Source organism: Brevibacterium sp. 1718, from assembly GCF_051131255.1.
GTDB lineage: Bacteria > Actinomycetota > Actinomycetes > Actinomycetales > Brevibacteriaceae > Brevibacterium > Brevibacterium sediminis.
Genome location: NZ_CP186550.1, coordinates 1292191 through 1304412, shown reverse-complemented (window position 1 = coordinate 1304412; position 12222 = coordinate 1292191). Strand labels below are relative to the sequence as shown.

The following is a 12222-nucleotide window of genomic DNA, read 5'->3' as shown; positions in this document are numbered from 1 at the left end:
CGCGAGTCGATTCAGGCGGTATCAGTTCAATCAGAATCGGCTCAGCCTCGCAGGGCGCTCCAGCAATCCTGGAGCCGGTCAGCCCACCACGCGAATCGTCCCGGATCCACCGCCAGCTGCTCCAGGCGGTCAGGGTCCGGGACGATTCGCGTGACCGGGATGGCGCCGTCGACCGGAGTCAGGGCCGCCTCCTCCGCGACGACATCGGCGGTGAAGAGGCGCCCGGTGCCCAGCCCGCAGGCCACCCGATCACCGAGGATGTCCCGGCTGCGATCGGTGCGAGGCAGTCTGGCGGCGAGTTCGGCTCCGGCGGCCAGGCCGACGGATGACTCGAGAGCCGAGGACACGACAGTAGGCAGGCCCGAAGCGCCGATGACTTCGAGGGCGGCGCCGATCCCGCCCAGCGGCTGGACCTTGACGATGATGACCTCGGCCGCTCCGAGTTCGGCCACGCGCAGCGGGTCCTCGGCTTTGCGGATGGATTCGTCGGCGGCGATGACGATCGGCAGTCCTCGCCGGGCAAGCTCCTCGCGCAGTTCGGCCAGCTGCTCGACCTCGGGCACCGGCTGTTCGAAGTATTGGAGGTCGAACTCGGCAAATGTCTCACAGGCATCAAGGGCTTCGCTGATCGTGTATCCGGCATTCGCATCCAGGCGCAGCGTCGTCTCGGGGTAGAGCCTGCGGAATTCCCGTAGGCGTGTCAGATCCTCCTCGAGGGAGGCGAATCCGTGCTCGGCGACCTTCGCCTTGACGGTGCCGACCCGGTCATAGCGCGACAGGATCGGTGCGACCTGATCAGGTGGACAGGCGGGCAGGGTGCCGTTGACGTCGACGGTCTCACCGCCCGTCCCCGCCTCAACCTGCGCCGGAAAGGAATCGCGCACGGGAACGGTGGAGGGGGCCGCCTCGGCGAGGCCGGTCTTCTGCGGGATCAGCCCGGAGAATTCGAGGGAGGCACGCAGCCACCGGCTGGCCTCCTCGGTGCCGTATTCGACGAACGGGGAGAACTCCGCCCACCCGGAGGGGCCGGTGAAGAGCGCCACTTCCCGCTCCGTGATCCCCCGGAACCGGGTGACCATCGGCAGCCGCACCACATGCAGGTCCTCGATGACCTCCTCGAAGCGCTGCGGCAGATCAAGAAGTGCGGCAGCCGGAGCCTCTGAGTCCAGTGTGCCAGGGTGCGAACGTGCGAAATCGGCCATGAGCCCAGACTAACCTCCGCCGACCCTGCCACTCCTGTCTGCCGTTCGGAACCTCACCGTCCGCCGCCCGGCCCCGAACCTGACCTCAACGACCAAGCGCTAGGCTGGGGTCATGACGGTTTCTGAAATCTTCGACCCTTCTGCTTGGCGCGAAGTCTCCGGCTTCGACTTCACCGATATCACTTACCATCGGGCCATCGACCCCGCCACCGGCAACGACATCGGCTGTGTGCGCATCGCCTTCGACCGCCCAGAAGTCCGCAATGCCTTCCGTCCGCACACCGTCGACGAGCTCTACCGCGCCCTCGACCATGCCCGCCAGACCTCCGACGTCGGCGCCGTGCTGCTCACCGGCAACGGCCCGAGCGAGAAGGACGGCGGTTGGGCCTTCTGCTCCGGCGGCGACCAGCGCATCCGCGGCCGCTCCGGCTACCAGTACGCCTCCGGTGAGACCCGTGAAAGCGTCGATCCGGCTCGTGCCGGCCGCCTCCACATCCTCGAGGTCCAGCGCCTCATCCGCACCATGCCGAAGGTCGTCATCGCCGTCGTCCCCGGCTGGGCAGCCGGCGGAGGCCACAGCCTCCACGTCGTCTGCGATATGACGATCGCCTCACGCGAACACGCGAAGTTCAAGCAGACCGATGCCGATGTCGGCTCCTACGACGCCGGCTATGGTTCCGCCTACCTGGCGAAGATGGTCGGGCAGAAGAAAGCCCGCGAGATCTTCTTCCTCGGCCGCACCTACTCTGCGCAGGAGATGGCCGATATGGGTGCCGTCAACGAAGTCGTCGACCACGCCGATCTCGAGACCGCAGCCCTGCAGATGGCGCGGGAGATCCTGGGCAAGTCGCCGAACGCGCAGCGCATGCTCAAGTTCGCATTCAACCTCGTCGACGACGGGCTCGTCGGCCAGCAGGTCTTCGCCGGAGAAGCCACCCGACTGGGCTATATGACCGACGAGGCGGTCGAGGGCCGCGACGCCTTCCTCGAAAAGCGCGATCCCGACTGGTCGCCGTTCCCCTGGTACTACTGAGCGGCCGGTTCCCATAACTGTGTCCATGCGCGAACTCAGCCCTCACGAGCTGCCCGAGGCGATTGATCGGGCACTGACCAGGACCTCGATCCTCATCCTCCCCTCGGATCGGGACGGTGCCGTCACCGAGGCGTCCCCGGGCAAGTGGGCAGGACCTGGTCCCGCTCCGGCCCTCATCCTCTTCACCTCCGGGTCGACAGGGAAAGCGAAAGCGGTGGCGTTGTCAGCAGACGCGCTGACAACCTCGGCCCAGGCGACCGAACGGTTCCTCTCGGGGCCGGGTGACTGGCATCTGTGCCTGCCGGTCAACCACATCGCCGGGTTCCAAGTTGAACTGCGCGCCCGTCTGGCGGGCCGCGCCCCGGTCAGGGCCGCCTCAGCGAGGTTCACCGCCCAGTCATTCGCCGCCGAGGTCGCGACTCTGCTGGAACGGGCGGGCGACCGACCGACGTACACCTCGCTCGTGCCCACCCAGCTCCACCGCATCCTCGAGGACGACGCGGCGACCGCTGCAGCCGCACGGATCACGCACATCCTCCTCGGCGGGGCGGCGATCTCACCGTCCCTGCTCGAGCGCGCCGAGGCCGCGGGCCTGGCGACCGTACGGACCTACGGGATGAGCGAGACGGCGGGCGGCTGCGTCTATGACGGGGTTCCATTCGACGGCGTCGACGTCACCATCACCGAGGCGGGAACGATCGATCTGAGCGGCCCCGTCGTCGCCGACGGCTACGTCGAAATCGGCACCGATGGAACCATCAGACCGGTCGAGTCCCCCGCCTTCACCGTCGACGAGGCGGGACGGCGCATCATGCACACCAGCGATCTGGGTCGGATCGATTCCGGTGTGCTCAGCGTGCTCGGTCGAGCCGACGACATCATCGTCTCCGGGGGCACGAACGTCTCCCCGCACGCCCTGGAGACCGGCCTGCTGCCGAGCTGGCAGAAGGCGGGAATCGAGGAGATGCTCGTGACCTGGGTGCCCGACGAGGAATGGGGCAGACGGATCGTCGCGCTCGTTCGCCTCGCCGACGGCGGAGGTGGTGTCGGAGCCGAGGATCCGCAAGAATCGGCACAGAGACTCAACGCCCTCGATCACGGGATGACGGGGCAGCTGCTGCCGCAGCTCGTCTTCTCGGTCGCCGAGATTCCGAACCGGTCGATCGGCAAACCCGATCGCCAGGCGGCGGCCCGCGTCGCCGCCGATCTCATCGCGCGTGATGCGAATACCCATACCGGTGAACTACCGGTAACATAAGACGGCTCCACAATTCGACAGGAAGGTGAGCGAGGACTATGGCTGATGCCGCCCAGTGGATTTCTGGAGCTCGACTGCGAACTCTGCCCCTGGCTCTCGCACCCGTCCTCATCGGAACCGGCGCCGCGATCGGATCGCTCGGCGGATTCACCGCCTTCATCCTCGACGACATCTCGGGCAAGGACGACCACGTCAGCTTCGGACAGATCCTGCTGCGCGGATTCCTCGCTCTCCTCGTCTCCCTGTGCCTGCAGATCGGCTCGAACTACGCCAACGACTACTCCGACGGCATCCGCGGCACCGATGACGAACGTGTCGGACCAGTCCGTCTCACCGCGACCGGACTGGCCGAACCTCACGAGGTCAAACGGGCCGCCTTCATCTTCTTCGGCCTGGCCGGAGTCGCGGGCATCGTGCTCATCCTCATTTCACAGGCCTGGTGGTTCCTCGTCGTAGGAGCCGCAGCCGTCGCCGCCGCCTGGTTCTATACCGGGGGCAAACGACCATATGGCTATATGGGCCTCGGCGAGGTCTTCGTGTTCGTGTTCTTCGGGCTCGTGGCGACCTTGGGCACGATGTGGATGCAGGTCGGTCATCTCAGCCTCAGCGGCTGGGCCGGTGCCGTGGCAATCGGGTCTCTGGCCTCGGCTGTGCTCATGGTCAACAACCTCCGCGATATCCCGACAGACATCGAGGCAGACAAGACCACCCTGGCCGTGCGGATGGGCGACAATGCCGCACGCATCGCCTATGCGGTGCTCGTGCTGCTGCCATTCGCGCTGCTGGCGCTGGCGATCCTCGACGGACATCCCGCCGTGGCCTTGGCGATCCTTGCCCTCGTCCCAGCACTCAACCCACTCAAGACGGTGCTCAGCGGCACAACGGGCCCTGGCCTGATTCCGCCGATCAAATCCACTGGATTGACCGGTTTGGCCTTCTCCGCACTGATGGGTCTCGGCCTGGCACTCTGAGGCATTTCAGTGCTGACGCCTGGCGTTCCAAGGCTCAGCCGCCTGGTGTTCCAAGGATCAGCGCGCTGGAAGGCCCCAGCTCATTCGGATCTGAGCCGGCTCAGCCGAGCCGCAGCTCATTCGGCTGAGCCACAGCTCATTTGGACTGGTCGCCGTCTTCTCCAAGGCGCTCCTCGACGATCTCATCCTCTGCCGCTTCGTCGGCGCCGACGCGCTTGGGCTTGGAGGCTCGCTTGGCGACCTTCGCTTCGATCTCGGTCGCTGCTTGGGCGCGCATCTTGCCGAGCAAGAGGTAGCTCAGCAGCGCGCCGATGATGATGGCGGCGATCGCCATGACGAGATTGAAGCCGAGGAACGGGAACAGAACGAGGCCGGCGGCGATGATGAGGCCGAAGCGAGCGAGTGTGTAGAGCCAGAAGGTGCGCATTGAACTCATTTTAGCCTCCGATCGTGACAGTCTTGTCACCGCCCGCTGGAGGCCGCGCTCAGGTTGGTGGACTATCCTTGTTGCATGGCTCGACTACTCATTGCCGCGATCGTCCTGGCGGCAGCGGTGACACTGTACGGACTCTTCGATTGCCTGTTGCGCGATCGGGGTCTGATTCGAGTCCTGCCCAAACCCGTATGGGCACTCATCATCCTCTTTATTCCCGTCCTCGGGTTCATCCTCTGGTACCTGTTCGGACGCGGTTCGGAAGACAAGCCCACCCGCGGCACCCGCCCTCGCGGTCAGGTCGCCCCGGATGATGATCCGGACTATCTGCGACAGGTCGATCGCGAACTCAAGCTCGGCAAGCATGCGCCTCCGGCTCAGGACAACGACGAGAAGGAATCTCCGCGCGATGATTCTGGCAAGCCGGAAGATGACGGCGATCCCGCTGATTCCTCCGCTGATACGTCAGCCGATTCCGATGACCGGGGCACCAAGGGCGACGGCCGCGGCCGCTCGAACTGAGCACATCCTCGGCGCACTATCGCCGCAGCGGTGCGAGACCATGGTCGCGTGCTGACCCATCTGGTGTGCGAGACCATCCTCGCGTGGTGACGCCCCTGGCGTGTGAGACCATCCCCGCGTGGTGACGCCCCTGGCGTGTGAGACCATCCCCGCGTGAAGACGTCTCCGCGGTAAGAGACCCCCGCGGGCCAACTCCTGCTGTGAAGCAGACAAGTCTTCGCGGACAAGCAGCTTTCCCACCCTCGCCCCCTGCCGCAGCCGCGCCGCACTGCCGCTGTTCGACAACGGCATCGATATTGCAGGCGCGTTGCCATGCTGCGATTCAACGAATAGTCATTGCTTTCTCTGAATTACACACTGAGGAACGTCGTGATTTCAGAGCAGCCCGAGCCGAAACGGTCGTCCGCCGCCAGATCACGGCATCGAATCAGCACGCAAACGGCCCAGTCTGAGGCGGACAGCCCTGTTTCAAACATGGGCTGTTCGCCTCAGACTGGGCCGTCAGCAGAATTCGGCTACGTCAGAGCGGCCTTGAGAGCGACCCCGCGCCTCAGTCGAGCCCGGAGTACGAGTGCAGGCCGTTGAAGTACATGTTGACGACGGTGAAGTTGAAGATCACCGAGGCGATGCCGATGAGGTTGAGCACAGCCACCTTCGTCGGGCCCCAACCGCGGGTCGCACGAGCGTGCAGGTACGCGGCGTAGATGACCCAGACGACGAACGTCCAGATCTCTTTGGAGTCCCAGCCCCAGTAACGGCTCCAGGCCACTTCGGCCCAGATGGCACCGGCGATGAGTGTGAACGTCCAGGTGATGAAGCCGACTGCCGCGATCCGGTAGGAGATCCGCTCGAGGTCGGTGCTCGAGGGCAGACGGTGGAGGAACCGCAGCCACTTCGGATCCTTGGTCTCGTGCACGCTCTTCAGGATCTGGAAGACCGCCAGGATCGCAGAGATGTAGAGGAGGGAGGTCGAGAGGATCGCGATCGGCACGTGGATGGCGATCCAGTACGAATCCAGCGCCGGGATGAGCTTCGCGGCAGGCGTGTAGAAGACGGTGATCGCCAGTCCCAGGCACAGCAGCACTCCCCCGGAGACGAATGTTCCCAGGTAGCGCACGTCCTTCTTCGTCAGCACGACGAGGAAGACGATGACGGTGATCGCGGTGGCGGTGAGGACGTACTCCATCATGTTGCCCCACGGCACGCGGGAGACAGACAGGGCACGAGTGAGCACGCCGCCGACGTGCAGCAGCATGGCGAGCACGAGCAGCGAGGTGCCGATGCGGGCGCCCCGGTGCTTGTTCTTCCGGGACGACTTCACCGTCGCGGAGTCGTCATCACCGGGCCGGTCGAGGACGGCAGTCGTCGCCGTCTTCCGGTTCGTCCGCCGCACCGTGGTGGCCTTGGCCGAGGTGGCGACCTCGGCTTCGGAGGTCTTGAGCTCACGCGCGCCGAAGAGATCGAAGGCGTAGAAGATCATGGCGACGGCGTAGACGATCATCGCCGAGATGATCAGCTGGTTCGACCACATTGCGAGGTCAGTGTTGACGTCCATTCATCCTCCGCACCGCTGAAGTGCTCTTCAGTCGCAGGTTGCTGCTGCCAGACTCTCTGTCTGACCATATGTCGGTGCGCGCGCTGCCGACTCCGTGACGAAGCCACCGGCGACGCGCACTCCGCGGCTATTCTACTCCGCGTAGTACTTCGGGTTCATCTTTCGTCGTCGTCACCGTGCTCACCCTCATCGGGTTCCGGATCGCGCAGGTCCTTGACCAGGTCATCGACGGCACGCTCGACCATCGGATCCTCACCGCGGGCCAGGGCGGCCACCTCGGCGTCGCCGTTCTTGATCCGCACCCATACGCGTCGGCGGGGAATGAACAGGGACAGGCCGAGCCCAGCCAGGACGAGGATCGCGCTGATGAGCATGAGCGCCTGTGTCGGGTCCTGGGAGATGTCGACGGCGATGTACTTCTTGACTCCGTCGAAGGTCACCGAACCGCCGTTCGGCAGCTTCTGCGTCTCCCCCTCGGCGAGCTGGATGACGAGCGGGTTGCCCGATTCATCGGTCATCTCCGTCATGTTCTCCGCGTCGAGAGAGTACACGGACTGCGGGACTCCGGAATCGAGGCCGAGGTCGCCGGTGTAACCGCTCATCACGAGGTAGGGGTTGCGCAGCTCGGCGAAGCTCGAGATCAGCTCACCGTTCTCGTTCTGTGCTGCCGTCGGCAGGAACACCCCGACGAACCCCATCTGCGTGCCGGCCGAGTCCGGGACCTTGATGACACCCTCGGAGGTGTATCCGGGGTCCCCTCCGTCCGGGATGAACACCTGCGGACCGGACTGGACGATATCGCCCTTCGCATCACGCACGGTCACCTCGGGGGCGTAGCCGTTGCCGGTGAGATAGACGCCGACGCCGCCCACGCGCACCGGTTCGTTGACCTTGAGGACGTGCGATTCGGTCGTCCCGTCCGCCGTCGTCGTCACCTTCGCATCGAAGGTGCGCGGCTGACCGAATTGGTTGCCCGCCGCCTGATCGTCGAAGGTGGAGGTGAAGGAGTCGAGCTTGAGCCGGAAATCCGGCAGGTTGTCGGCATCGTAGTAGGAGCCGGGTTCGAAGGAATCGTAGGAGACCAGCGAATTCGAGAACGTCTCGCCCTCGACGAGGATGCGCTGACCTTCGTAGCCGAACAGCGATCCGATCGCCATCGTCAGGGTTGCCATGAGCAGCGCGATGTGGAAGACGAGGTTGCCGGTCTCGCGGAGATAGCCGCGTTCGGCGGCGATGTGATCGGACTGGCGGTTGATGCGGTACCCGGACTTCTTCAGCCGGGCCTCCGCTGCGTCGAGGAACGCCTCATCCGCATCCTCACGGGTCTCTGCTTCTGCCTGCGCCGAGGTGAAGGCGGCGTATCCGGGCATCCGGGACAGCCGCCTCGGTGCTTTGGGCGGGGACGAGCGCATCGCCTTCCAGTGCTGCTTCGTCCGCGGGATGATGCAGCCGATGAGGGAGATCATCAGCAGCAGGTAGATCGCGGAGAACCACACCGAGGAGTAGACGTCGAACATCTGGATGGTGTCGAGGAACTGTCCCCAGGCACCGTTGTTCTCCAGGAAGGTGTTCACCCGGCCCGGGTCCTGGATCCGCTGCGGCAGCAGAGATCCGGGAATCGAGGCGAGGGCGAGGATGAGCAGGAGGATCAGTGCCACCCGCATCGTCGTCAGCTGGGTCCAGGCCCACCGGCACATGCCGATGAACCCGAGCTGCGGCTGCGTCACGGTCGACTTCGCGGCAGGCTTGTCTCCCTGCTTCGCCGTCGTCTTCGCACCCGATTTCGGCTGTGTCTTCTCCGAGCCTTCGGTTGAGCCCGCCACTAGATCACCACTTCGAATCCATTGATGAGACCTTGCAGAGAGGTCATCCACATGTTCCATACGCCGCTGGCCATGAGCACACCGAGGATGATGAGCATGATGCCCCCGGCCCGCACGATCGCGGTCTGATGCTTCCGCACCCAAACGAGTCGCCCCGCGCCCTTGTGGATCGCCAGCGCCAGGAGGATGAACGGGATGCCCAGGCCCAGACAGTAGACGAAGGCCAACATTGCTCCGCGCCAGATCATCCCGTCACCGCCGAAGCTCACCGACATGCTCAGCACCGCCGACAGGGTCGGTCCCACGCAGGGTGCCCACCCGAGGGCGAAGGTCGCTCCGAGCACCGGTGCGCCCCAGAGTCCGGCCTTCGGTCTGGCACGGATGCGACGTTCGTTCTGCAGCAGACCGAATCCGCCCATGAATACGAAACCGGCGAGGATGACGATGACGCCGAGGACGCGGAGGATGACCGACTGCCATTGGGAGAACAGCGCTCCCAGCGCGGAGAAGCTGGTCCCCAGCAGCACGAAGACGACGGTGAAGCCGAGGACGAACAGGCTGATGCCCACGACCACTCGCCACGTCTGCTTGTCCCTCAGCGATGATCCGGACAGCCCGGTGACGTACCCGACATAGCCGGGGACCAGGGGCAGCACGCACGGGGAGGCGAACGAGACGAGTCCGGCCAGGGCCGCTGCGCCGGCAGCCAGCAGCAGCGGTCCGGAGAGGACGGTCTGGGCGAAGTCCGCCCCGAGTCCACTCACTCGGCCAGCACGTCCTCGATGAGTCCCTTGAGAGTCGAGGCATCGATCTCACCGACGACTCTGGCCGCGGCGCGGCCCTTCGCGTCGAGGACCACCGTCGACGGGGTGGCCTGCGGGGGCAGGACTCCGGAGAGCAGAGACACCATCTCACCGTTCGAATCGAGCATGTTCGGGTACGGCACCTGGTAGTTCTGGATGAACGCGTTGGCCGCAGCCTCTTGGTCGCGGACGTTGACGCCGATGAACTGGGCCTTGTCCCCGAATTCCTCGGACACGGACTTCAGGTCCGGGGCTTCCTTCCGGCACGGCGGGCACGCCGCGTACCAGAGGTTGACGACGACCGGGGTGGGACGCAGATCGGCCAGGGACATCGACTTCCCGTCGAGGGTCTCGAAGCTCAGGTCGAGGGGGTCGCCGCGGTCCTCGGCCGCCACCTGCGAGACGACTCCCGAGCCGGAGACGTACCCCTGGTCGGATCCGGCCTGATCGGCCAGCTCATCGTTCTCGCTGCAGGCGCTGAGCGCCAGGGCCGTTCCGGCGGCGAGCGCCGAGGTGAAGAGGGCCCGACGGTTGAGGGAATGGCGTCCGAAGCTCATGCTCCCGCCACCGCGGTGCCCGGCTGCAGATCCGCGCAGATGCTCTCATAACTCACGGACACCAGTGTGGAGGAATCGAATGTGAAACTGGTGATAGAAGCCAGGTCACATTCGCGTCTGCGCGGGTCGTGGACGAGCGATCGTCCCTCCCCCGACAGACGCGTCATCCAGATCGGCAGCTGGTGGGAGACGATGACTCCTTCGGCGTCCGGACCGTGGAGGTCGAGTTTGGCTCTCAGACTGGCCATCGCGGCCCGCATGCGCAGCACGATCTGCTTGTACGGCTCTCCCCAGGACGGGATGAGCGGGTTGTAGAGGCGCACCAGGTTCTTCGGCTCGGCCAGCCGACGAGCGTCCAGCTTCTGTCCCTCGAAGGAATTCGCCGCCTCGATGACCCGGTCGTCGTCGAACACCGGCAGGTCGAGGGACTTCGACAGGGGACGAATCGTCTGCTGTGCCCGCAGCAGCGGGGAGGCGACGAGTTCGACCGGACGAGTGGGCGCGGTGTGGAAGTGCTCGGCCACGCGCACGGCCATCTCGTGTCCGCGCTCGGTGAGACCGAAATGCGGCAGACGCCCGTAGAGGATGCCGTCGGGGTTGTCGACTTCGCCATGGCGGACGAGGTGGATGGTCGTCATGACTGCGCCTTCCCGGCCTCCGGAACCGCGGCCGCTGCCTTGGCCGCCGCCGGCAGGGCGCTGATGATCCGGTCGAGGATCTCATCGGTGTGGGCGTAGGACAGGAACCAGGCTTCGAACGCGCTCGGGGGCATATGGATGCCCTGATCGAGCATGGCGTTGAAGAAGGCGGTGTAGCGGTCGACGTTCTGAGCCCGTGCCTGGTCGTAGTTCGTCACGTCGGTGTCGGTGAAGAACGCGGAGAACATCGAGTTCGCCGACTGGATGACGTGGGCGACGCCTTCGGCTTCCAGGCTTGCAGCGACGGCCGGGCGCAGAATGTCCGCGGCGCGACCGATGTGCGAGTACACGTCGAGTTCGGTCGTCAGCTTGAGCGTGGCCAGACCGGCAGCGGTGGCCACCGGATTGCCCGAGAGCGTTCCGGCCTGGTAGACGGGGCCGGAGGGGGCGAGGTGGGCCATGATCTCGGCGCGACCGCCGAAGGCCGCTGCCGGGAAGCCGCCGCCCATGACCTTGCCGAAGGTGAACAGGTCGGCCGGGCCCTCCGGGTAGCCGAGAGTCTCGGACTCATAGCCGTACCAGCCGGCGGCGGAGACGCGGAAACCGGTCATCACTTCGTCGCTGATCATCAGCGCACCGTGGGCCTTAGTCAGCCGGCGGATGGTGTTCGTGAAACCGTCGCGGGGAGGCACGACGCCCATATTGCCGGGACTGGCCTCGGTGATGACGCAGGCGATGTCCTCACCGTGTTCGGCGAATACGGCTTCGAGACCGGCGGCGTCGTTATAGTCGACGACGATCGTGTCCTGTGCCTGGGCTCCGGTGACTCCGGGTGTGTCGGGCAGAGAGAAGGTGGCCAGCCCGGAGCCGGCCTGGGCCAGCAGCGAGTCGACGTGACCGTGGTAGCAGCCGGCGAACTTCACGACCTTGGACCGTCCCGTGTAACCGCGGGCCAGACGGATCGCCGACATCGTCGCCTCGGTGCCCGAGGACACGAGGCGCACCTGGTCGACGGGATCGACGCGGCGCACGATCTCCTCGGCGAGTTCGACCTCACCGGTCGACGGGGTGCCGAAGGAGAATCCCTTGACGGCGGCTTCCTGGACGGCGGCGACGACCTCGGGGCGGGAGTGGCCCATGATCATCGGACCCCACGAGCCGATGAGGTCGATGTAGTCGTTGCCGTCGGCGTCGCGCAGCCACGCACCGGTCGCCTCGGTGATGAAACGGGGGGTTCCGCCGACGGCCTTGAACGCGCGGACCGGGGAGTTCACTCCGCCGGGGATGACCGCCTCGGCGCGGGTGAAGAGGGCGGCGGACCGATCGGTGGTGTGACCGTTCGTCTCTGCTGTCGTCATGGTTCTCCTCTGATTCTTCGCAGGTCGGGTTTCGTCCCGGGATCGTTCTCAGTGATGCGTGGGGACGGC

At 65.6% G+C, this 12222-nt stretch carries 12 protein-coding genes; 4 read left to right on the top strand and 8 right to left on the bottom strand.

The features are described from left to right. Nucleotides 1–41: 41 nt before the first annotated feature. Complete coding sequence (locus ACOZ9V_RS05670) at nucleotides 42–1202, bottom strand: o-succinylbenzoate synthase (RefSeq protein ID WP_434594357.1); 1161 nt, start codon at nucleotides 1200–1202, stop codon at nucleotides 42–44. Between the two features lie 112 nt (nucleotides 1203–1314). Here ACOZ9V_RS05670 and ACOZ9V_RS05665 point away from each other — a divergent pair, with 112 nt between their 5' ends. The 3 genes from ACOZ9V_RS05665 to ACOZ9V_RS05655 are packed head-to-tail and all read left to right on the top strand — an operon-like array spanning nucleotide 1315 to nucleotide 4464. Next, nucleotides 1315–2235, top strand: coding sequence for a 1,4-dihydroxy-2-naphthoyl-CoA synthase (locus tag ACOZ9V_RS05665; protein WP_101546793.1), 921 nt, complete (start codon nucleotides 1315–1317; stop codon nucleotides 2233–2235). Between the two features lie 25 nt (nucleotides 2236–2260). Further along, nucleotides 2261–3493, top strand: coding sequence for an AMP-binding protein (locus ACOZ9V_RS05660; RefSeq protein WP_434594355.1), 1233 nt, complete (start codon nucleotides 2261–2263; stop codon nucleotides 3491–3493). A 38-nt stretch (nucleotides 3494–3531) separates the two neighbouring features. Continuing rightward, entirely contained in the window at nucleotides 3532–4464 is a 933-nt protein-coding gene (locus ACOZ9V_RS05655) for a 1,4-dihydroxy-2-naphthoate polyprenyltransferase (RefSeq protein ID WP_434594352.1), read from the top strand. A 136-nt stretch (nucleotides 4465–4600) separates the two neighbouring features. Here the strand turns inward: ACOZ9V_RS05655 and ACOZ9V_RS05650 are convergent, their stop codons facing one another. Next, nucleotides 4601–4891, bottom strand: coding sequence for a DUF4229 domain-containing protein (locus ACOZ9V_RS05650; protein WP_101546796.1), 291 nt, complete (start codon nucleotides 4889–4891; stop codon nucleotides 4601–4603). A gap of 84 nt (nucleotides 4892–4975) precedes the next feature. Between ACOZ9V_RS05650 and ACOZ9V_RS05645 the strand changes: the two genes are divergently transcribed. Continuing rightward, nucleotides 4976–5419, top strand: a complete 444-nt coding sequence (locus tag ACOZ9V_RS05645; protein WP_139468603.1) for a PLD nuclease N-terminal domain-containing protein — start codon at nucleotides 4976–4978, stop codon at nucleotides 5417–5419. 550 nt (nucleotides 5420–5969) lie between these two features. Here ACOZ9V_RS05645 and ccsB read toward each other — a convergent pair. From ccsB to hemL, 6 genes are all read right to left on the bottom strand, one after another. After that, nucleotides 5970–6974 carry a c-type cytochrome biogenesis protein CcsB gene (gene ccsB / locus ACOZ9V_RS05640; protein WP_434594348.1) on the bottom strand — a complete coding sequence of 335 codons (1005 nt, stop codon included), beginning with the start codon at nucleotides 6972–6974 and terminating at the stop codon, nucleotides 5970–5972. A 155-nt stretch (nucleotides 6975–7129) separates the two neighbouring features. Next, nucleotides 7130–8797, bottom strand: coding sequence for a cytochrome c biogenesis protein ResB (gene resB / locus ACOZ9V_RS05635; RefSeq protein ID WP_434594347.1), 1668 nt, complete (start codon nucleotides 8795–8797; stop codon nucleotides 7130–7132). Beyond that, complete coding sequence (locus tag ACOZ9V_RS05630) at nucleotides 8797–9561, bottom strand: cytochrome c biogenesis CcdA family protein (protein WP_181271818.1); 765 nt, start codon at nucleotides 9559–9561, stop codon at nucleotides 8797–8799. The genes resB and ACOZ9V_RS05630 overlap by 1 nt, the downstream gene beginning before the upstream one ends. Further along, nucleotides 9558–10157 (bottom strand): TlpA family protein disulfide reductase, encoded by a 600-nt coding sequence (locus tag ACOZ9V_RS05625; protein WP_181271819.1) that lies wholly within the window; start codon nucleotides 10155–10157, stop codon nucleotides 9558–9560. Before ACOZ9V_RS05625 ends, ACOZ9V_RS05630 begins: the two co-directional genes overlap by 4 nt. Continuing rightward, nucleotides 10154–10795, bottom strand: a complete 642-nt coding sequence (locus ACOZ9V_RS05620) for a histidine phosphatase family protein (RefSeq protein WP_181271820.1) — start codon at nucleotides 10793–10795, stop codon at nucleotides 10154–10156. The genes ACOZ9V_RS05625 and ACOZ9V_RS05620 overlap by 4 nt, the downstream gene beginning before the upstream one ends. Continuing rightward, nucleotides 10792–12153, bottom strand: coding sequence for a glutamate-1-semialdehyde 2,1-aminomutase (gene hemL / locus ACOZ9V_RS05615; RefSeq protein ID WP_181271821.1), 1362 nt, complete (start codon nucleotides 12151–12153; stop codon nucleotides 10792–10794). Before hemL ends, ACOZ9V_RS05620 begins: the two co-directional genes overlap by 4 nt. Between the last annotated feature and the right edge of the window lie 69 nt (nucleotides 12154–12222).